The 21,115-nt window shown below is 60.8% G+C and carries 20 protein-coding genes and 1 pseudogene; 5 read left to right on the forward strand and 16 right to left on the reverse strand.

Going from position 1 to position 21,115, the window contains the following annotated elements; translation table 11 throughout:
• Positions 1 to 132: 132 nt before the first annotated feature.
• The 8 genes from U5782_RS36010 to U5782_RS36045 form a co-directional block, all read right to left on the reverse strand.
• A complete protein-coding gene (locus tag U5782_RS36010; RefSeq protein ID WP_322048625.1) occupies positions 133 to 1,299 on the reverse strand; it encodes a porin in 1,167 nt (388 codons plus the stop codon).
• Between the two features lie 217 nt (positions 1,300 to 1,516).
• Positions 1,517 to 2,092 (reverse strand): cupin domain-containing protein, encoded by a 576-nt coding sequence (locus U5782_RS36015; protein WP_322048626.1) that lies wholly within the window; start codon positions 2,090 to 2,092, stop codon positions 1,517 to 1,519.
• Positions 2,093 to 2,892: 800 nt separating this feature from the next.
• A complete protein-coding gene (locus tag U5782_RS36020; RefSeq protein WP_322048627.1) occupies positions 2,893 to 3,141 on the reverse strand; it encodes a PAAR domain-containing protein in 249 nt (82 codons plus the stop codon).
• Between the two features lie 49 nt (positions 3,142 to 3,190).
• Positions 3,191 to 4,096, reverse strand: coding sequence for a hypothetical protein (locus U5782_RS36025; RefSeq protein ID WP_322048628.1), 906 nt, complete (start codon positions 4,094 to 4,096; stop codon positions 3,191 to 3,193).
• On the reverse strand, positions 4,096 to 4,656 hold the full coding sequence (locus U5782_RS36030; RefSeq protein ID WP_322048629.1) for a DUF2515 family protein: 561 nt from the start codon (positions 4,654 to 4,656) through the stop codon (positions 4,096 to 4,098). The genes U5782_RS36025 and U5782_RS36030 overlap by 1 nt, the downstream gene beginning before the upstream one ends.
• Before the next feature lie 95 nt (positions 4,657 to 4,751).
• On the reverse strand, positions 4,752 to 6,122 hold the full coding sequence (locus U5782_RS36035; protein ID WP_322048630.1) for a cytochrome P450: 1,371 nt from the start codon (positions 6,120 to 6,122) through the stop codon (positions 4,752 to 4,754).
• Between the two features lie 61 nt (positions 6,123 to 6,183).
• On the reverse strand, positions 6,184 to 7,989 hold the full coding sequence (locus U5782_RS36040) for an ATP-binding protein (RefSeq protein WP_322048631.1): 1,806 nt from the start codon (positions 7,987 to 7,989) through the stop codon (positions 6,184 to 6,186).
• Positions 7,989 to 8,654 (reverse strand): response regulator transcription factor, encoded by a 666-nt coding sequence (locus U5782_RS36045; RefSeq protein ID WP_322048632.1) that lies wholly within the window; start codon positions 8,652 to 8,654, stop codon positions 7,989 to 7,991. The genes U5782_RS36040 and U5782_RS36045 overlap by 1 nt, the downstream gene beginning before the upstream one ends.
• Positions 8,655 to 8,965: 311 nt before the next feature.
• Here U5782_RS36045 and U5782_RS36050 point away from each other — a divergent pair, with 311 nt between their 5' ends.
• Positions 8,966 to 9,202 (forward strand): hypothetical protein, encoded by a 237-nt coding sequence (locus tag U5782_RS36050; protein WP_322048633.1) that lies wholly within the window; start codon positions 8,966 to 8,968, stop codon positions 9,200 to 9,202.
• A gap of 68 nt (positions 9,203 to 9,270) precedes the next feature.
• On the opposite strand, the gene U5782_RS36055 is transcribed toward U5782_RS36050, so the two are convergent.
• A complete protein-coding gene (locus tag U5782_RS36055; protein ID WP_415914470.1) occupies positions 9,271 to 9,639 on the reverse strand; it encodes a hypothetical protein in 369 nt (122 codons plus the stop codon).
• On the opposite strand from U5782_RS36055, the pseudogene U5782_RS36060 reads away from it, so the two are divergent.
• Positions 9,609 to 9,878, forward strand: a pseudogene (locus U5782_RS36060) (LysR substrate-binding domain-containing protein); the annotation flags it as partial. The gene U5782_RS36055 and the pseudogene U5782_RS36060 sit on opposite strands and share 31 nt — an antisense overlap.
• A gap of 85 nt (positions 9,879 to 9,963) precedes the next feature.
• On the opposite strand, the gene U5782_RS36065 reads toward U5782_RS36060, so the two are convergent.
• A complete protein-coding gene (locus U5782_RS36065) occupies positions 9,964 to 10,314 on the reverse strand; it encodes a hypothetical protein (RefSeq protein WP_322048634.1) in 351 nt (116 codons plus the stop codon).
• A gap of 511 nt (positions 10,315 to 10,825) precedes the next feature.
• Positions 10,826 to 11,752, reverse strand: coding sequence for an N-acetyl-gamma-glutamyl-phosphate reductase (gene argC / locus U5782_RS36070; RefSeq protein WP_322048635.1), 927 nt, complete (start codon positions 11,750 to 11,752; stop codon positions 10,826 to 10,828).
• A 133-nt stretch (positions 11,753 to 11,885) separates the two neighbouring features.
• Between argC and U5782_RS36075 the strand changes: the two genes are divergently transcribed.
• Positions 11,886 to 12,770, forward strand: coding sequence for a LysR family transcriptional regulator (locus U5782_RS36075; RefSeq protein ID WP_322048636.1), 885 nt, complete (start codon positions 11,886 to 11,888; stop codon positions 12,768 to 12,770).
• On the opposite strand, the gene U5782_RS36080 is transcribed toward U5782_RS36075, so the two are convergent.
• Positions 12,767 to 13,654, reverse strand: a complete 888-nt coding sequence (locus U5782_RS36080) for a DMT family transporter (protein WP_322048637.1) — start codon at positions 13,652 to 13,654, stop codon at positions 12,767 to 12,769. The genes U5782_RS36075 and U5782_RS36080 overlap by 4 nt on opposite strands.
• A 105-nt stretch (positions 13,655 to 13,759) precedes the next feature.
• Positions 13,760 to 14,443, reverse strand: coding sequence for a hypothetical protein (locus U5782_RS36085; RefSeq protein WP_322048638.1), 684 nt, complete (start codon positions 14,441 to 14,443; stop codon positions 13,760 to 13,762).
• Between the two features lie 299 nt (positions 14,444 to 14,742).
• Between U5782_RS36085 and U5782_RS36090 the strand changes: the two genes are divergently transcribed.
• Positions 14,743 to 16,713: a hypothetical protein gene (locus U5782_RS36090; RefSeq protein WP_322048639.1), complete on the forward strand. Its 1,971-nt coding sequence runs from the start codon at positions 14,743 to 14,745 to the stop codon at positions 16,711 to 16,713.
• Between the two features lie 76 nt (positions 16,714 to 16,789).
• Here the strand turns inward: U5782_RS36090 and U5782_RS36095 are convergent, their stop codons facing one another.
• Positions 16,790 to 17,422, reverse strand: a complete 633-nt coding sequence (locus tag U5782_RS36095; protein ID WP_322048640.1) for an ABC transporter ATP-binding protein — start codon at positions 17,420 to 17,422, stop codon at positions 16,790 to 16,792.
• A gap of 121 nt (positions 17,423 to 17,543) precedes the next feature.
• The gene (gene pobA, locus U5782_RS36100) at positions 17,544 to 18,728 is read right to left on the reverse strand and encodes a 4-hydroxybenzoate 3-monooxygenase (protein WP_322048641.1); all 1,185 of its coding nucleotides are present in this window, start codon (positions 18,726 to 18,728) and stop codon (positions 17,544 to 17,546) included.
• A 183-nt stretch (positions 18,729 to 18,911) separates the two neighbouring features.
• Here pobA and U5782_RS36105 point away from each other — a divergent pair, with 183 nt between their 5' ends.
• Positions 18,912 to 19,784: a helix-turn-helix domain-containing protein gene (locus U5782_RS36105; RefSeq protein ID WP_322048642.1), complete on the forward strand. Its 873-nt coding sequence runs from the start codon at positions 18,912 to 18,914 to the stop codon at positions 19,782 to 19,784.
• A gap of 76 nt (positions 19,785 to 19,860) precedes the next feature.
• On the opposite strand, the gene U5782_RS36110 is transcribed toward U5782_RS36105, so the two are convergent.
• Positions 19,861 to 21,036, reverse strand: coding sequence for a porin (locus U5782_RS36110; RefSeq protein ID WP_322048643.1), 1,176 nt, complete (start codon positions 21,034 to 21,036; stop codon positions 19,861 to 19,863).
• Positions 21,037 to 21,115 lie beyond the last annotated feature (79 nt).

Consider the following 21,115-nt stretch of genomic DNA (forward strand, 5'->3'; position numbering starts at 1 on the left):
CTTGTTTCATGTTTACTCCGATTCGGCGCCAGCCGGACCAATGATGTGCTGCTAGCTTGAGGTGCGGTTCAGTAGCAGAAATAATCTTTGCCCGGGTAGTGTGTCCACTAGCCCGGGCTGATGAGTCTTCGATTAGAAGCTGTGATACATGCCGATGTTGGTTTGAATCTGGTTGCCGCCCGATGCCGTGTTGCCGAAGTCAGCAGCCGAAGCCTGAGCGCCCAGAGCATGGACATAGGCACCCATCACGTACACCGCGGTGGTCTTCGACAGCGAGTACGTCGCACCCAGCGACACCTGGTTGATCGAAGCCATCGTGCGGCCCTTGGCGGCTTCCGCAGCCGTCGCTGCCGAACCGTAGACGTACGTGTAGCCAGCCGCCAGCGACAGCGCCGGGGTCACCTGGTATTGCATCAGGCCAGCCAGCACGTTGAAGTGGATCGACGGTTGACCATCGAAGCCCTGGTACTGAGCGTTCGAGTAACGCAGGCCAGCCGTGTACGGACCAAACTGGTATTGGCCGGCGACTTGTGCGATGCCCGCGCTCTTGAACGCGTTGCCACCGTAGTAACCCGAGCTCGGGTAGCCGAGCGTGCCACCGAACGACGGCTGTGCCGTGGCGTTTTGCCAACCGCTCTCGCCTTGATTGGTTGCCTTGAAGTAGCCGCCTGCTGCCGTCAGGCCACCTTGCGTGTAGTCCGCAGCGACCGACCACGATTGACCCGAACCCATCGAACCGGCAACGCCGCCGAACGAGTACGCGCCTTCAACCTGGAAGCCGTGGTAGAGCGGCGAAATGTACTTCACCGCGTTGTTCTGGTTGGTCGTGTTGTCGTTGTTGTCGACGTCGCCCGGGGTCGAGAAGGTCGACGCCGAAATAGCATCGCCCGTCAGGCCTTGAACCATTTCCGTCACAGCGTCGATCTGGCGACCCAGACGCACGGTACCGTACTGCTCCGACGAGAGACCGACATAAGCCTGACGGTTGAACAGCGAACGCGAGGAGCCAATCGGGCCCTGGCCGCCGATACCGCCGCTGGCAATGTTGAAACCATTTTCGAGCTTGAAGACTGCCGAGAGGCCGCCACCGAGGTCTTCCTGACCCTTGAGGCCCCACTTGTTCGAACCTGCGGCGCCGCCGACGAGGGCGAACTGGCTGTGACCACCATTGTTCGAGGTATAGCTGAGGCCTGCGTCGAGCATGCCATACAGGGTGACCGACGACTGTGCCATGGCTGCCGAGGATGCGGCGAAAGCGGCAACTGCGATAACGCTGATTTTGATTTTGCTGTTTTTCATCTGTATTTCACTAACGAGAAGTAATTTGTTGGAATGATTTGAGTGGGTTTTGTTTTATTCAAATGCAGATGACGGCACACAGCCCGCGCGCCACCTCAAGCCGGGATGGCCAGCGTCATATTCGCGTTATCACCAGGTGAAGGTCCTTCACTTCGTCATCCTTATAATTTCAATTAGGGAAGCACCCGATGTCTCGAATGTTCCGGTACTCCCCCGATTAGAACAGCCGCGGTGTCCCTACCCAGACGACCACGGCTTCCTTGCCCCCGTTGTTGCTCCAGCTATGCGGCACCGTCGACTGATAATGTGCCGAGTCTCCTGTCTGGAGCACAAACGCTTTGCCCTCCAGCTCCAGCGACAGTTCACCGTCGATCACGTAGAGAAATTCTTCCCCTGCATGCGTGGTGACCTCCGAGCGCGTATTGCCAACAGGCAGGCGCACGAGGATCGATTCGAGCTGCCGTCCGTCTGACGTATTCGTGAGCCGCGCGAACAGGTTCGCCGAATCCGCGAAGCCGAAAAACTCGAGCTGATCGCCACGCTTGACCGAACGCTCCTCCGAAGGCGTTTCGACGAAATACTGCATCGTCACGCCCAATGCCCGCGCAATGCCCGAAAGCGAGGTCAGCGACGGCGAAGCCAGACCGCGTTCCACCTGCGACAAAAACGGCTTCGAAATGCCGGCCGCGGTTGCTGTCTGATCGAGCGTCTGGCTCAGCCGCTGACGCAGTGCGCGGATTTTTTCGCCAATCGCCAGCGCTGCGGGGTCCTTTTTTCCACTTGTAGATGCCATTTGGAGAGACCATATCAGGAACAAAAATTGCCGTCAAAAATTGTTTGATAGAAGCAAATCTCGTCTGATGCGCTTGCGTGGCGCTGGGTTTTGCCTTATATGGGCTCGCGCGGAGAATGAATTTGTAAGCTTGGGGCCTGCTCGATTCGCAGGCCACCCGGGCTGGAGAGGCAGCATCACCCGGCGCGATCGCACCGACGAATGCCAGCCGTTCGTTCTGGCTAGCGTTAACCCTGGAATTCCGCGCGCAGCATCCCACGAAGGTTGCTGAGCCCTTCGACTGTCGGAACTCGCCAGGTGAGTGGCATGTCGGCGTGGTCGCGCGCGTCAGTCGCCATTCCCGGCATCGGCAGGAAAGCGTCGTAGTCGCTTTGAGGAGCCCGTAAAGGCGAGAAGAGTGACGACGGCTAATCGGGGGTTGCGGGCCATCAATCCGAAGACATCACAGTCCGCAACGCTCCCGCTGACCAAGCCAGGCGGCGTGGCCTATCTCTCCCACAAAGGCCGGTAAGGATTCGCCACAGCCTGCACAGCAGGCAATCGCGATAGAGAAACGCTCACATGAAAGTGGAAGCGGTGAGGATGACCAGGTCGAGGTCGGAGACGGCACACACACTGATGCCATGGACCGGCACATTCGCAGAGGCCACCGGCAGGCTGCCAGGTGGCGTGAATCGTATGGCGTGGTGTCGCCAGGCTGGCCGACGATTTGAACATTCCGTCGCTTCGCCTGACACCTTCTGGTGCCAGGTATGGAGGATTTCGCTGGCTACCTGTTCAATTTGCGCCAGCAGATTAAATCAATCGTCAGCCGGCGCCGGATCGGCAATCAGTATCGCGCCGCACGTGGTCTTGTGCCCCTCGATCGCCATCAATTGTCCAAAGTCCTCGCATCCGTCCATTCCTTCGGCGATCTCAAACAGATGCGGGGCACACAAAGGACACGTCACCTTGTCGCCCTTGCGAGCGATGGGAATATTGGCTGCGCTCCAGGTCGAGGATGGGCTACCGGAAATCACCTTCCCGCCGTGACTCGTCTTGTCGCCCACCACGATCTGCGCTCGCCCATGCAAACTCGCTCGCATCGTCAACGTGCCCTCATGGCGAATTTTCCGTCGATCCTCGCAAAGCCTGAATTGGAGGATCTTCGTAGCTCGTGTCGATCGTCATTCCTTGCTCTTTCAGGGCTTCTTCAGTCTTGACGCGCGCCGCGTGATATTTCTGGTTCTCGGCCGGAATCAAGGCTTTCCACTGACGAATTTTCTCTGGATCTCCCGGGAAATATCCCAGACCATAAAAAGCGTACTCGTTCTTTATGCTCACAGTCAGGAGATAAGTACTCTTCCCGGCAATACCTCCCATGTCATTTTCCAGAATCGATACATCCAGATAGACCCCATCGGCAAAGAATTTCCAATGGGGTTGCTTTCCGACCGCGAGTTTCCATTGCTCAATGGTCGGCGTATAGGTCGAATCCAGCGAGTAGAGGGCTTTGGTGACGCGATAGTTCCACGCCTGCTCCCCTGTCAGACGTGGGTAGTCCGTATCGATGTATCGACTCCAGCCGCTAGCGCGGAGACCCTCGAGGAATTTCATTACGCGAGCGCGCGCTGCCTCGTGCGTGTCTGCCTGATCGGCACTCACGCCGAAGTTGACGCTCCACTTGTAAATCCCACCCGGCACATCCTTATCGGCGGAGCCCAATGCTGACAACGCATTGTCGATTACGAAGCTGTGTTTCCCGTCCTCGAACCTGACCGTACCCAGACTACCTCGCATCCAGTCGTACTGATAGAACGTCGCACCCGACGGGTGATTGTCTACCGATGCCCCCGGTCCGGAGAGATCCAGACTCGTGGGGTTGCCGAGTCGGATAATTGTTGGCGATGAATTCATGCCTTTTTCATTAGCGGGAGTTGAATGGGAACTCAGGTCATGCGAAGCCAAGGCGCCGCCGACTAACAGCACACCCAGAATCAGTGAAAAAATTAAGGTTTTCTTCATTATCTGTCGGGCTTGTCACCCCAGCTCTTGATCTCATGAAGGTAGTCCATCATGAATCCACTTTTCTCACCTTGCATCAAGTCGTGAAATTTATCGGCAGCTTTCTGTATCCAGTCCATGCGCTTCTGATAGTCCCAAAGAACCAAACGGTCTGGCGCATCGGATCTAAAGTCAGCATTGTCGGTCTCATCGTCGGACGTGAGAACCAATTGAAGACTCGGCACCAAGGCTCGAACCAGGGGCGCCAATGCAACCTCCGATCCGTCGGATTGGCCAGCGTGCATCGCGTTGGTGGAGTCGTTGATTGCCGTATCGTCGGATGATGCCAGAGCACCGCGTTGCAGCTTGAGCCACCACTGAAATCGCTCATCATCATAAATCAACCCCTGCAATACCTCCCCTTGCTCATGCTGCGCGATGCTAAGCAAATGAGCAAGCGCATAGCCCGGGCGCTCTTTAGCCGTCCCCGTTTCCCAATCTCCGACCGATTTGAACCCGTCCGCAATGATATCCGTGTGCTGGAGATAACCGAGCTGGGATTTCTTCGCACCGGATGCCATCGTTCGCCGCATGGGCGTCGAGCCAGGCTACGCCCCCCCCAAAAGGCCGTCGACTCCAGACTACCAACCATGCGCGGCAACTCTACTCCGCCTCATCACCGCGCAGAAACCACAAACTCCGGGAGAAACGATGGACGCGTCGACAGCTTGCCGACCGGCAGCGGAATATCGTCGCGCATCGGCGCAATCCGGTTATCCCGCAACAGCCGCGCCAGCACGATCACCGCCTCCGATATCGCCAGTTGCGCGCCAATGCACACGCGTGGTCCCACGCCGAACGGCAGGTAGTCGAATCGACCGGGCTGAGGGCCCCTCAAAAAGCGCCACGGATCGAAGCACGCCGGCGACGCCCAGCGTTGCGGATGCCGATGCAAGAGCCAGAATGGAACCAGCAGCATCGCGCCAGACGGAATCTGGACGCCGCCAACCGTATGCGTGCGCGCCGCGAGCCGTGCCGTCATGAACGCGGGCGAATAGAGCCGTAAGGTTTCCTGAATAACTGCTTTTGTCAGCGGGAGTTTCGTCAGATCCAGTGCTGTGCCTCGAGCGTCCCAGTCAAACGCCGCGGCCTCGCCCGCAAGCTCGCTCTGAATCTGCGGCGAGTGGGCGAGCAGCACAGTGGCCCAGAACAGCGTCAGCGCAGTGGTCTCGTGCCCGGCAACCAGCATGGTCGAGACTTCGTCCGCGAGCAGATCGTCCGGGCGCTCGCCGTGCGCCTGTTCCAGCAGGTCGAAGAGATCCTGCGTCCCGTTGCCGTGAGCGGGCGCCCTGGCACGCGCACGCCGCTGCGCGATTGTGCTCGCCAGCAGCCGCTGCCAGTGGTGGCGAAAGACGGCGCGACGAGCGGACAGCACCGTTGGCATCCACGACGGCAGCAGAAAGTCCGACACCGAGGGGCTGCCAATGCGCGTCATATAGAAAGTCAGCAACCGCCGCAACTCCGCGCCGATCGACGAAACGTCGGTCGAGAACATGACACTCGCGCCAATGTCGAGACTGACGGCCTGAAAAAACGTGAACAGGTCTTGTGGGAGCGCCCGCCGCGACTCCATTTCGGTACAGGCGCGCTCCGCCACTTCATGGATTAGCCCTGTGAGTGCCTGAACCTTTTGCGGCGTGAAGGCGGGCGCCATCGCGTGGCGCTGGTTTCGCCACGACTCGCCCTCGCTGACAAGCAGTCCCTTGCCAACGATCGGGCCTAAAACGCGCCGGCCTACGGGCATGCGCACGTAGTCCCGATGGCAATCGAGCATCACATGGCGGATCGCCTCAGGCGACGAAATGATGACCACCGGATTGAGCGGCGTATTGACCCGCACGACCGGTTCTTGCCAGCAACGCGCGGGGAACGCTTCGAACGCGTTGCGCCGGATGCCCTTGAGCACGCCGAAGCCGCCGATCGAGTCGTCGGCCATCGGCGGCATCGGCGGCGTCAGAAGCGCATGCGAAAGTGTCGTCGTATCCATCGAAATCGAATCAATCATTGGCAAGCGGTTCTACTGAACTCTGCGCATTGGCATGGACGATTCAGCTCGCCGCAATCGAGCATGGAACGTACACGATAACCGTCGTGCCCGGCATCCCCTGCGGCGAGCTCAGGATCGAAACGCGAGCATGCAGCGCTCGCGCACGCGCCCGCATCCCGGCGATGCCGCGCGCTCCCTCGCGTACCGCACTGGAATCGAAGCCGCGGCCATCGTCGGCGATTTCGATGCGCACGCCGTCGCCATCGGCCCTCGCCCCTATTCGTAAGGTCCGCGCCTGCGCGTGCTGGATCGCGTTGTTGACGCATTCCTGGATGATGCGCATCACCGCCAACGCCGACTGCGGCGTCAGGTGGGCGATCTCAGGCAGCGGCGCTATCACGCCCCATACGAGCCGGATACCCAGCGCGCTGAGACGCGGTTCGAGGCGCGAGCGCAAATTCGCAAGCAGCGGCACGATATCCCGATCGCCGAGGTCCAGCGAGTCAATGATCGAGCGCATGTCCTGAATGGACTCTTCGATCGAACGCACCAGCGTGACACGTTCCACGTCGTCGCGGCGCGCCAGATGCAGGGCGGTGATAAGGTGTGCGCCCATGCCGTCGTGCATTTCCTGGAGGATACGGTTGCGCTCGGCGGCGATAGCGTCACGCTGCGCGACAGCGGCCTCTTCCCGGTCCAGGATGAATTGCCCGGCGAACATATAGAGCAGCACGACGCCGAACGGCACGCCGCCCGAGTTGCTCAGGCGAATCGTATCCCACGAAAAACAGTCCAGCACGATGAGCAAGGACTGGATGATAGTGGCGATCCATAACGTCCCCGTCAGGGCCAGCGCGCCCAGTTTGAGCGATCGGGTGCGGCAGGCACGCGAGAGCATCCAGTAGGCCACGAGCAGATGCAGCAACGTGGACGGCCAGACAACCAGCCACATCGGGTCGCCGGTCACGCCAACCCCATAGCATATGATTGCGGCCACAACGGTTGCGGCGGAAAGCGTGTGCCACACAGGCAAAAACCATCGGCTCTGATGTTCCGAGAGCCGGTAGCCGCCGACCACCAGCGTCCAATGCAGCATGAGATAGGCGACGACGCGCACGAACACTTCCGTTTCGCGCGAAACCGGAAACGACACGCTCAGGTAGGAGAGCAACAGCAGGAACGCAAGCGGCCCGGAAAGCTGCATCAGGTTGCTGCTGCGTCGATGCCAGAAATGCGCGGCCAGAAAGACGAACGCGCCGATGAGAATGACAAAGACCGCATTGGGCAGCGTGACCTGCAGCAGGTAGCGCAGCCTTTGCCGCGCCTGAAGCGTCGGCGCAGGCGCGATGGCAATCGTGGACAGGCCGCTGCGCAGGCGCGCGTTGCCCTGCAACCGGACATACAACGTGTTGTCGCCCGCACGAAAAAGCCCCGACGGAAGCTCGAGGTAAAACGGCGTATCGCTCATGGCCGAGCCCATGTGACCGGGCCTGTCGAATCGCGCATCGCCGTTCACCAGGGAGCCGTTGAGGTAAAACGCACCGGCGAGCGACACATGAGGCACGTACAGCGCGAGCGGCACATCGGGCACCCGATCGAGCCAAAAATGCAGCCGATACCAGGCCACGCCGCCGAGCCCCGGATGGCTGCGCGTCCAGTTGTCGGGCAGCGTGACGGGCGACCAGCCGGTTTGCGGCGATGTCAGGGCATCGGAAGCGGCGAACTCCGCGTTCTGCAACGTGAGATCGATCTCAGGCGGGACGGCGGCCCGTGCCCGTCCGGCCAGGCACAGCAGGGCGATAAGCAGCGAGGCCCAAAGCAAAGCGCACAAGCGGTGCAAAGGAGTGCGTGCTCGCCCGCGCGGCATCAACGGATCATGCCCCGCAAGCGGGCTTCGTTCACCGCACGCTGCCGGTTGGTGACGGCAAGCTTCGCGTAAATATTCTTGACGTGCGTGGCGACCGTATGCGCCGAGATGCCCAGCGATGCGGCCGTTTCCGCAACGGAGAAGCCACTGGCGATCTGTTCGAGAATGGCGATTTCGCGCGGGGTGAGATCCTGTGCGCCCACGGGCGGGCGAGTCGGTTTGACCGTGTTTGGCGGCGCGAAGCGTTTGAGCAGATGCCGGGCAATCTGCGGCGAGAGCGGCGCGTCGCCGCTCACGACCAGCAGGATCGAACGGGCGAACTCGTCGAGCGTCGTGTCCTTGAGGAGATAGCCGCCCGCGCCTGCTTCGATCGCGCGCACCACATGGGTTTCGTCGCCGAAAATGGTGCTCACGAGTATCGCCGTATCGGGCAGGCTCGCGCGCAGGAATTCGATGAGCGACGCGCCGTCACCGTCCGGCAGACCCAGATCGACAATCGCGACATTGGGTGCGATATGCGCAAGACAGGCTTTGGCATCCGCAATTGTGGTGACGCTGCCCAGCAAGACCAGATCGGGGTGCAAGTCGACCATGCGCTCGAATGCCTCTCGCATACGCGGGTCGTCTTCGACGAGAAAAACGCCGATCGGCGTGACTGGTTTCATTGCCGTGCTATCTGAAGAACTACGTGAAGAACTGCGTGGCCTGCGCAATGCATGACGCGCCGTGCAGCATAACGTATGGCGCGTGGTGCGCGCATCCCTTGATCAAGGTATTGAAGCGGTAATTCCCCTAGGGCACGATATTTCCGGATTCAGCACGAATTCATATCGGCGAGCGTTGCGCCGCAACCGCTCGCAGACCCGAGCGCACGGAGAAAGTGAGATCCCTACCACAACACGGAGTCATCCTCACCATGATAAAAAATACGAGCAGTTCAAAATCACAGCGAATGCTTCAGGGCCGCGGACGATATATGGCCGAACTCGCACGCGGTGGTTCGCATATCGCCAGCACGTTGACGCCTGAGGGCGAGCGCGCCGCGATATCCGATATTGTGAATGACTTTCATCGTTTATACGGAACGGATGATCTCGATGTGTTCCTGGAATTGCTGGCCCAGGCACTCGACGCTCGCCGTCGTCCGGATATCGCCGGTTTCGTGCGTCGTTACACGTCAAAACCCGATCGTAATGCGAAACAAAATCGCTGACGCAGACGAAAATCCACGCCCGCGCCTTACTTTTCCTTTCCTTCGATCAGCGGCGTCATGCTCACGCATCATGGTTCCGATCTCACCAGATCAACGGCACTTCGTTGCGTTGACACCGGAAATCCATGTCGCCTGGCTTTCCACACCACAACAAAAGTCGCCGCCAGCAATAAAAGCAGTACCGGAAAGAATGCGCTGAAGCCCAGGCAGTCGAGCAATGCACCACCGAGTATCCCGCCGCCAGCAATCGCCGCATTCCAGACCGTGACGAGCACGGCTTGCGCGGCATCGGTCGCCTTGGCCAGCGCGGTCTGAAAGAGCGTCGCCGCACCGCCGAACGCGCCCCCCCAGACAGCGACCGCGACGTAGACGACGATGGGCACATCGATGACCCGGTCGAGCGTCAGACAACATCGAAACCCGACTCTGCTTCGCATTACAAGGACGCGGCATTGCCTACCTGCCTGAGTTCTCCATCAAGGAGCCGCTCGCCGATGGACGCCTGCGCGCGGTCCTGGCGGATCATGTCGAGCGTGCGGGCGTGGTTCATGTGCTCTGGCCCGCGAGCAAGCATCCTTCACCGAAGGTTCGAGCGCTAGTCGACTTCCTGAGCGCGCGCGTGTTTCCGTCGGATCAAGGTGAAAGCGAGGTCGAGAGGCATCATCGAACTGGATAAAATGTCCCGCAGCTTCGCGATCAGACGGGACATTTTGTCCTATCCCAAGGAACCAATCGGCACGCTGCGGGCGCACAGGGTGCGCTCAGACTTCCTGTTTGCTATCCGACATCTGGTAGACCCGCGTTTGCAGCCCGTCAAGCTGGGGAGGTTCTTGTGCAATGCCCCACGCCCGCAACAGACCGTCGAACGAAGCGGCAATCGTCGAAGACCGTGGCTCAGCCAATGGCACGCCGGTTGACCGGTAACGCGCTGTGCCTCGCACAGCTGTCGTGCCGTCTACGCGTGCGATCGCGCCATTGCGTATCGCATAGCGGATGACGTCCGACGCTGTGCGCGAGCCCATCAAACCCGCAGCCGTGATCTCGCTGACCGACGCACTTTCACGTTGCGCCAGCCAGTCCAGCAAAGTAAGCGCACTTGCATAGACCTTCATGCCCAACCTCTCCCCTTTGGCCTGGTTATGTTTTTTCGGTGGCCTTGTATGTGGCGAAGGTAGAAGGCGCGTCGCCTTCGAGACCTCCGTGTCGCCGCCAACGGTCGACAACGTAGTTATCGGTCGCTATCGGCGAGTCCTTTAATCGTGCGCAGGGGGAAGCGACGACGTGAGCTTCGATCACGCGACCTTGCCAGATGCGGTGAGACTGGATTCGCGGATATCCGGATCGGGCCAAGGTTCAGCAGCCCGCCGCTCCAATGTCTGCTGACGGGGTTGGTGCGCCGTAAACCGGCGTTTTTGGGGTGCAGGCGGCGAGGACGGTTAGTTGCACAATGCAATGGCCCCATCGCCTTTGGTTGCCAACGCAACAAGCCATCGAGCCCATTACAAACCGAAAGCCGTTAGCGCAAGGATTTGCACCCTGCCAATGCCCCGTGAGCGGTTCGACTGCTACGCCCGGATTGCCAACCGTCGTTGGCATCGACGTGCAGCCGAGCATCGGCCATCCTTACTGCGCGAGCATCAGGTTCAGGTTCTGCACCGCGGCGCCGGCGGCGCCTTTGCCGAGATTGTCGAACACCGCGGACAGCAGAACGTGCCCGTGCTCCTCGTTCGGAAACACGCTCAAGCGCAGATCATTCGTACCGTTCAAGACCTGCGGATCCAGCTGCTTTAGTTCACGCGATTCGTGCAGCGGCAAGACATGAACGTGGGTCGCCCCGGCATAGTGGCTTGCGAGGCACGCGTGCAGCGCGGTGCCGTCTACGTTGGGGGCCAATTGCCGCCTATCCAGCGCCACCGTCAATACGATCCCCTGGCGGAACGAGCCATACGCAGGGACGAAAATCGGACGCCGCGCGAGCCCTGCGTATTGCTGGATCTCCGGCGCGTGCTTGTGCGCAAGCTCCAGACCATACACCTGAAACAACGGGGCGTTGGCAGCGCCCGGCCCCTCGTGTTCTTCCACGCCCGCACGCCCGCGTCCGGAGTAACCCGACACCGCGTAAATGCTGAGCGGGTGGTCCTGCGCAATGAGCCCGGCGTCCAGTAGCGGACGCAGCAGGCCAATTGCACCGGTCGGATAGCAACCGGGATTGGTGACCCGATGCGCGGTCGCAATGCGCCCGGCTTGCCCCGGCGTCATTTCCGGAAAGCCGTAGGTCCAGCCCGGCTGCGTGCGATGGGCGGAGCTGGCGTCGATGACCCTGACGGCGGGATTCACAATGGCGCCCACCGCCTCGCGCGCGGCGCCATCGGGCAGACAGAGGATGGCGATATCGCAGGCGTTGATGGCTTGCGCGCGATGCCTGGCATCCTTGCGTTGCGCTGCGGGAAGCGTCACCACTTCCAGATCGGTGCGGCCGCGAAGCCGTTCGTGAATTTGCAACCCGGTGGTGCCTTGGTCGCCGTCGATGAAAACGAGGGGAGAACTCATGCGCGCGATACTCCGGTGATAGGTAACAGGTGGGACAAACGGAACACGCCTGTTATCTTCCGCGCACCGATAGAATAGAGAAAGTTGAATTTCATGACTTCAATATTCAGATTTTCTGAATCAGGACGCCAACATGCGAGAGATCAGTCTGGACCGCTTGCGCACCCTGGTCGCGATCGTCGACCGTGGCTCGTTCGCCGAAGCCGCGCGTGCGTTGCATCTGGCGCCGCCAACGGTCAGCCTCCACATCGCCGAACTGGAAGAGCGCATTGGGGCTCCACTTCTGTCGCGCAAGCGTGGGCATGTCCGGCCGTCGGCGACCGGCGAGTTGCTGGTCGAGCGCGCGCGGCGTCTGCTGGCCGACGCGGAACAGGCGCTAGACGATGTTCAGCGCCAGGTTCAAGGACTGGTCGGACGCGTTCGGCTTGGCGCATCGACCGGTGCGATTGCGCATCTTTTGCCGCAAGCGCTCGAAGCGCTGCGTCAGGACCATCCCGCCATCGACATCCAGATCGCGGTGCTCACCTCGCATGAAACGCTCAGCCGACTGGCGGACGGGACGCTGGATATCGGGCTGGTCGCACTGCCTCAGTCTCCAGTGGCGGGACTCGCCATCAAGCCCTGGCGCCGCGACCCCGTGATGGCCTTTGTGCCCGCGCATTGGCGTTGTCCGGCTCGCATTACGCCGGAATGGCTCGCCGCTCGACCGCTTGTTCTCAACGATGCGACCACGCGTCTGTCGCGCCTGACTGCGGAGTGGTTCGCGAGCGCGGGGCACCATCCCGCCCCGCGCATTCAGCTCAACTACAACGATGCGATCAAGAGTCTGGTGGCAGCCGGTTATGGCGCGGCACTGTTGCCTCATGAAGCCACGACGCCCCTTCCCGACGCGCGCATCGTTATGCGCCCGCTGCGCCCGGCATTGTGGCGGCGGCTCGGCATTGCGCATCGAGCCGGGCACGTCGAGCGTTCCACGCAACATGTACTCGATGCGTTGTGGGATCTGCGCCTGGCTTAGGCGCCGCGCGACAGCCTCCTGGCGTGCGACCTGCCAAGCACCATCGCAATGCCGCCGAGAATCATGAAGGAGGCCACAGCAAGGCGCGGCGTGATGGCTTCCGAGAGAAACGCCACGCCGCCAAATGCAGCGATCAGCGGCACCGACAACTGCACGGTGGCCGCGCGCATCGCGGTGAGTTTGCCGAGTGCTGCATACCAGATGACATACCCGATACCCGATGTGAGCGCACCCGAAGCGATCGCCCACAAGACGCCGGCCTCGTTGGCGTGAACGCCTGTAGCGGCGATGACCGGCACGCTCAAGACGAGCGCAAGAGGCGCCGCCCTTGCGAAGTTTCCCGCCGTTGCCGCGAGCGGGTCCACTACACGGCGACCGCGCAGCGAGTAGACACCCCAGGCGATGCCGGCGGCCGCCATCAGCGCTGCGCCGAGGAGCGGCGGCGCAGCAACGCCCGGCGACACCAGATAGACAAGCCCTGCGACTGCCAGGGCGAGACCCAGCCAGGCGATTGATCCGAACTTTTCGCCGGAGCGCAACCCGGCGCTGAACATCGTCAGTTGCACAGCGCCGAACAGGACTAACGCACCTGTTCCCGCCGACAAGGTCAAATACGCGAAAGAGAAGAAGGCGACATAGGCGAAGAGCATGGCAGCGGCGAGCCAGTCGGCACGACCTGCTGAGCGTCCGGCCTTGAAGCGCAGGATGAGTGTGAGCACGATCGCGCCCGAAACCAGTCTGATGCAACCGAAGCTAACCGGATCGATTTCCCCACGCTGAAGCGCCAGCCGGCACAGCAACGAGTTGGCCGCGAATGCAAGCATGGCCGCCGACGTGAGGACCGTCGTCTGCAAGATGAAGAGGCCACTGCGGACTTCATGCATAGGTCACCGCCCGATGCGACTTACGACTAGAAGAGCACTACATACAACCATCTACGCAAAGACAGGCGCGGCCCCCTGCCCCCGGTAGCTGGCGCGTTAGTACCCTCACTCCTTTATCTGAGCCGTCCTTTCCAGATCCTTCGGTGTGAGCTTTCTGCCCGATACGCCCAGCCACAAGCGGGCTTTCTTCAGTACGTCCTTGACGCGGTCTTCCTTGACGTTCAGCTTGTCCTGAATGGTTTTATTTAGCATACCCTGGAGTTTCAACAGAACGATCTGCAATTCGTCGCGATCGAGCGGCGCAAGCGCGGCGGGAATATCGCTGGGCACGCGGCCCTTTGGCTGCGTCTTGCATTGCCACTCATACAGCACGGCCGGCACCGCATAGCGAGCGGCTTCGGCATTCTCGCTGCTGAATGTTTGCGGACAGGGGCCGTGTTTAAAGCGGTACATCGTGATCCAGGCCAGTCCATACGAACTCAGGATGCCAGTCAGCATCAGATGTTCGATATCGTATTTCTCAAGATAATCGGCGATGGGGTGGTCGGGTCTGAGCGCGCGGTAATCGCGTATCGACACCACCTGCACCGTATGCGGGAGCGCCGCGAAAACCTGCGCCACGACATCGACCGCCGAGACCTGCGGATACTCCGCCACGAATACGGACGGCAGATTCACCAACTGTGTTGCGTTGATACGCACCGTGCCATCGTCATTTGCACTGCCGGTGCCGATCAATAGTGCGTCGAATGGAATCGACCGCTGTAAGGCATTCGCAATCTCGAGCATCGCTTTTGTTCCCGTCGTCTATGCACCGTGAGCGATCGCGCAGCCATTACGTGTGGCCGCGCGCATGAGCTTTCAACTCCCTGACTTGCGAAGACCAGACACACGAAACTATAGCGCGCAACACCTTAAAGGAGGAATGGACACCCAGACGATGGTGGAGAAAATCTGCATACCGAAGCACTTCACTGTGCTGATGAAGCAATCGCTTCCTACATCAAGACGATCATGGCGAAGACCGGCACACGGCACAGGCCTGAAAACGCGGCGCGACGAGAATACACACCAAGGGAGTAACCGGGATGAACATCAACGCAAACAAACGACGGTCTATCGCATTCGGTTTGCTGGCCACGCTCACGGCCTGCGGCGGACATTCGGGATCGTCGAGCACCGACGCTTCCAGCATCGGCGGCACGGTGGCCGTGGGCAATCTGCTCGCGGGCGCAACCGTCACGCTGTTCGATTCGGCGGGCAAGAGCGCGGGCGCCACCAGCGATTCGAGCGGCAACTACTCCATCGCGCTCTCGGGGATGACCGCGCCCTTCCTGCTGGTCGCCACCGATCCGGGCGGCGCCAATGCACCGATGTATTCGGTCACGGCCAGCGCGAAAACGTCGTCGGGTGCGGCGTTGATCGCCAATGTCACGCCGCTGACCACCGCGGTCGCCGCCGAGCTGACCAGCGACGGTAATCCCCTCGATCTGACCAAGCCCGCGACGCTCGCCGCCAAGGTCACGACATCGTCGGTAGGCAACGCCGTCTCCACGCTCAACGGCATTCTCACCCCGGTGCTCAGCGCCAACGGACTCGCGGCCTCCACGTTCAATCCGGTCAGCCAGTCCTTCACGCCCAATCAGACCGGCGCCGACGCCGTGATCGATTCCGTGGCGCTCACGCAAGCGCCTTCGGGCGGCCTTCAGATCGCCAGCATCGCCGCACCGACATCGACAATCGCGCTCAATTCGAGCACGTCGGCGAGCACGCAGATCATCGCCTCGCCGGTGGCCGCGAATTATCTGGCGACGCTATTGACGCAGCTTTCGCAGTGCCTGTCCGGCACATCGTCGGCCTGCTCGTCCGCCATCGACGCGAGCTATCTCGAGAACGGCTACAACAGCAGCAATGGCGGATTCCAGACCTGGCACGCACGCCTGAGCGCCAGCGGCTCCACCATCACGGGTGCGAAGACACTGAGCTACTGGGCGGCCGGTCAAAGCCCGTTTCCCAACATCACGGCCGCGAGTGCGCTGGTCAACATCTTCTTCACCAACTCGGCGGGGCAACATCAGTTCGCCACGACCGTGGTGCAATCGACCGGAAGCGGCAATTGGGACATCATCGGCAACCAGCAGGCGTATGACGTGAGCATCGGCTCGTTCGTAACGCAGCGCCAGTTCCTCGATGCGGACGACGCGTCGGGCAGCCGCTTTGAAACGGGGCTGGGCATCAGCATTCCGGTGCATAGCGCGTCGACAGTGAACCCTGCCAATATCGGCTCGGTGCAGGTGACCGGAGCAGGACTGCCCTCCACCGGCGTCTGGCTCGAACCGCGCAGCGGAACCGGCAACACGGCGCTCGCGCTGACGAGCCACGCCCTGACCAGCGCCCCGACGAGCGCGGCGACCAGCAGTTCGAATACCTCGCTATACCGCTGGGCGTGGCAGGCGCTGTCGAGCGATTCGAGCACGTTTGCGTTCGCGCCGACGACCAGCGACGAAGGCTTCTACGCGGCCACGGCACTGACGGCCCAGACGCTCCCGTCTGCGTATTCGACTTACACGGCTACGCTTTACGACACGACGGGCGCGCAGATCGGCAACCCGGTCAAGGTCGTCAATGCGACGACGCCCTTGCTGCCCGATGCGGCGCAGTCCGTGACATGGCAGACGCTCGGCAGCGACGTCACGAGCAATTTCATGAGCCCGTCGGGTTCGCTCGCGGCCGCACAGACGACGGCGACGATCGACTGGGCCGGTGTGGTCAATGGAGCGAATCTTTCGCCACTGGTGACGGGCGTCCAGATCCAGGCGGGCAGCGATACCAGTTCCAGCACGCCCGCCGAAGTCGACGGCTGGTGGACGGGCCTCGCTAGTGCGCAGAACAGTCAGTTCTCGGAATCGGTGACAGCCGGCGTCGCACAGAACGGCACGCAGACCTGCTCCACCGCCTGCACTTTCCCGGCACTTGTTGCAGGCGTCTCGCGGCTCGTGCAGTTGAACTGGTCAACGGACGGCGTGACTTATTACAACATCTGGAAATACTACGACTGAATTGCAGCGATAACGATTGAGTCCGCCCGGGCTACGTGGGTGCTACGCTCAGCACCCACGTTTTTTTGCGCGAAGCTTACACAGCGGAAGAGTTAAAGCCTAGATCCGAAAAGCTGACTACCCGGGCTTCACAGGCTTGCGCCAGCTTCTGATCGTAGCTCGCATAAAAGACGGTACGCCCCGCGCCCAGCGTCTTGAACAGATCGCCGACCACCGCGCGCGCGGGCGCATCGAGTCCGTTGACGGGTTCGTCCGCAATGACGACGGCAGGGTCGCCGATAAGCGTAGCCGTCAGAAAGATTTTCTTGCGCGTGCCGAGCGACATCTGCTCGAAGCGCTTGTCCAGATGCTCAGCGAGACCGAAGCGATCGGCCAAATCGAGCGTCGCGGCATCGACGTGGGCTCGTCTGCTGGACGCCACCTGCTCAAGAAACGCCCGCCCGGTCTGCGTCGGAAACTCCAGGCAGTCATCGGGCACATACGCCAGCGCCGATTTCGCGAGTAGCGGCGCGCTGCGAAGCGAATGGCCGCCAAGCCATACCTCTCCTTCATCGGCCTGGAGCGCGCCCGCGAGGATGCCGAGCAAGGTGGATTTGCCGCTGCCGTTCTCGTCGCTTAGCACCACGCATCCGGCACCGGCGGCGTAATGCAGCCCTTTGAAAATGACGTGATCGCCGAAGCGCTTGCTGAGGTTGTCGAATCGAAGCATGGGGGAAGACGTTCAAGCGAAAAGTCACATGATGCCTGACTGTACGTTTGTTTTCCTCATGCAACTTAGGCTCCCCTTGCCCGGACAGTCTCCTGCCCTTTTTCAAGGGGAGCTTGCGACCTTACTCAATAGGTTCGTACGGCAAACCCACGTAGTTTTCCGCAATCGTCTTGAGTCCGGCCTCGGAGGTCGTGTAGTAGTCGTAGTCGGTGCGCTGCATGCGTTTGTCGAACGCGTCGCGCTCCGAGAACTCGTGCAGCAGGTTCGTCATGAACCACGAGAAACGCTCCGCCTTCCAGACACGGCGCAGCGCAATCTGCGAATACTTTTCCAGCAGATCGGTGCGACCGTCGCGATAGACGCGAGTCAGGATGCGATACAACGTGCTGACGTCGCTCGCCGCGAGATTCAGGCCCTTTGCGCCGGTCGGCGGCACGATATGCGCGGCGTCGCCAACGAGAAACAGCTTGCCGTATTGCATCGGCTCGACCACGTAGCTGCGCAGCGGCGCAATACTCTTCTCCAGCGACGGGCCGGTGACGACCTTCTCCGCCACGTCTTGCGGCAGGCGCGTTTTCAGCTCTTCCCAGAAGCGCTCGTCGGACCAGTCCTCCACCTTCTCGGTCAACGGCACTTGCAGGTAATAGCGGCTGCGCGTCGTCGAGCGCTGGCTGCAAAGCACAAAGCCGCGTTCGTGATGTGCGTAGATGAGTTCGTGATTGACGGGCGGCGTGTCGGACAGCAGGCCGAGCCAGCCAAACGGATAAACGCGCTCGTAGTGCGTGAGCACTTCCTCGGGGATCGTCTTGCGCGACACGCCATGAAAGCCGTCGCAGCCCGCGATGTAGTCGCAATCCAGACGGTAAGTCTCGCCGTTCTTCTCGAACGTGACGTAGGGTGCTTCGCCCTTCACGTCGTGCAACTGAACGTTGGCGGCTTCGTAAATCGTCGTGGCGCCGCTGGCCTCGCGCGCGGCCATCAAATCACGCGTGACTTCGGTCTGGCCGTAGACCAGCACCGACGAGCCACCTGTGAGCGATCGCAGGTCGATCCGGTCGCGGCGTCCGCCAAACACGAGTTCGATGCCGTCGTGGACGAGACCTTCCGCATCCATACGCTCGCTCACGCCCGCTTCGCGCATCAGGTCGACCATGCCCTGTTCGAGCACGCCTGCACGAATCCGGCCGAGCACGTATTCGCCGCTCTGACGTTCGACTATGACGTTGTCGATGCCCGCCTTGTGCAGCAACTGTCCCAAAAGCAGGCCGGACGGCCCGGCGCCGATGATCGCTACCTTGGTCTTCATGACCGTGTCTCCTGTATTTCTCTGAACCGTGGCGTTGCTACTTTGCTCGTCGAGCCCCAATAATTGTTGCCACGGTTGAATTGCATTTTTCTAGAAATGTGCAGGGCTGATAAGGCAATTTTTTCGATTAAAATTGGACTTTTGAAAAGTCCTGTTTGGGATCGATAAAGCGGTGACGAATCCATGAAGCAACCGGCACGGCACGACATCCCCGTCTTCAAGTTATACGGTGAAGGGCCTGACTGGAGTACGCCCGATTTGCTGCACTGCGAGTCGATTCCTGAGCGCAGCAGCCTGCACGACTGGGAAATCCGGCGCCACACGCACGCCGACCTCGCGCAACTCCTGTACGTGCAGAAAGGCGTCGCCCTGATTGAAATCGAGGGCGAGACGACCCGCATCGACACCCCCTCGCTCCAGGTCGTGCCGCCGATGTACGTGCATGGATTCCAGTTTTCTCCGCAGGTCGACGGCTACGTGATTACGATCGCCGCGCCCCTGATGAACTGGCTTCAGCAACAGATCAACGCACCTCGCCGCGTTCTGGAGCATCCAGGCTGCTATCCGGCTGGCAAGGACCGGGCTTACCTGAACACCCTGTGCAGCCAGTTGAATCAGGAATACGGCGCTCCTGCGCCTTCAAGAGACCTGCTGCTTCGCTCGCTGGTGAGCGCGCTGGTCGTATGGGTCAGTCGCCAGAGTCAAGAAGGCGAAGAAAGGGGCGAATCGCAGGATCGTGGGCACGCCCACCTGAAAACGTTCTCCGGCCTGATCGAAAAACATTACCGGGAACACCTTCCAATCAGTGGCTACGCAGAGCAGCTAGGCGTCACACCCGTGTACCTGAACATGATTTGCCAGCGAATCGCAGGCAAGAGCGCCCTTGCACTCGTTCATCAGAGATTATTGCTCGAAGCGAAGCGCAGTCTCACGTACACCTCGCTCAATATCAATCAGGTATCCGACTTTTTAGGCTTCACGGAGCCAGCGTATTTCACCCGCTTTTTCAAGCGGTTCACCGGCGTTACACCAAACGCCTTTCGCAAGCGAAAGTGAATGCGCGGCACCAACATTTCGGAAAAGGCCACGCTCCCAGACGATATCGCATGGGAGCGTGGCCACTCGCCTGGCTTCAGAACCTATGGCGAATTCCAGCGCGCACGAGCACCTGGTGGCTGTTCGAAGAGTCGCCAGCATTGCCGATGTTGGCCACCGCAGCCGCGCCAGTGGACGACGTGCCAGCCGCGATCTGGTACGCCGCTGCGGCGTAGAGGTCGGTACGCTTCGAAAGGAAGTAATCGGCCAATACGCTGAACTGGTTGAAATGCTGATTGCCGACGTTGCCACCCTCCGGCGTAGAAACGCTATTACCCTTCGCGTAATCGTAAGCCGCGCCCAGACTGAATGCGGGCGTGACCGCCCACTTGATACCGGCGTCAACGTTATTGAATCGCGCGCTTGCACCGCCTAGCGCCACAATATTGCCGTACTCGACGTTCGACCACGACGCGCCTAGTTGCACGGAACCCAACGTGTACAACATGCCCGCTACCGCGACTTGATACGAGTTTGCACTTGCATAGCCCTTGTTCAGGATGCCCGTCAACTGCGTGCCGCTGCCGTTGCTCGTAAAGAAACCCTGGCTCGCGGTGCCGGCGGTCGGATTCTTGAAATACAGATAGGCGGCCGCCAGTGTCACGACGCCATTGGAGTATGCGGCGCCGGCCGAATAGCCGCCGTTGCCGCTGATATTGCCGGGCGAACCACCCACGCTCCACTCCGCGCCAAACGTAAGCCCATTGATGTTGGGACTCGCGTAGCGAATCGCGTTGTTGGTGCGCAGCGAGTTTGCCGTGTTGTCGAAGTCCCCCGGATGCTGGAAAATTTCGCTGGCCAGATAGCCCTGGATCGTGACCGCCTGCGCGTAGTTGACGACCGAATCGTATTGCCTGCCCAGCGTGAGGTCGCCTAAACGCCGGTCGCTCAGGCCAACGGCCGCCTGGCGTCCGAATTCGAGGCCCCCTTGTGCCGCTGCGCCCGTATTCAGATTCACGCCGGATTCGAGCGTAAAGATCGCGCGCATGCCGCCGCCCAGATCCTCCGCGCCCTTCAGACCCCAGCGACTGCCGTACAGACCGTTGACCGAGTCGAGATACCATTTATGCGCACCGTGCGACGCGCCGGTCGCAACGTTGCTGTTGAACATCAGCCCTTCGTCCAGCACCCCATACAGCGTCAAGCTGCTCTGCGCACACGCCGCTGCACCGTACAGGCAGAGCGGGGCCAAGGCAAGAAACTTCTTTTTCATCTGCGGATCTCCAAGACCTTCGTTAATTGTTTGTATGCCTAATTATTTTTATGAAATGTACAACCCAAACGGCTCGTGA

Source organism: Paraburkholderia sp. J67, from assembly GCF_905220265.1.
Taxonomy (GTDB): Bacteria; Pseudomonadota; Gammaproteobacteria; order Burkholderiales; family Burkholderiaceae; genus Paraburkholderia.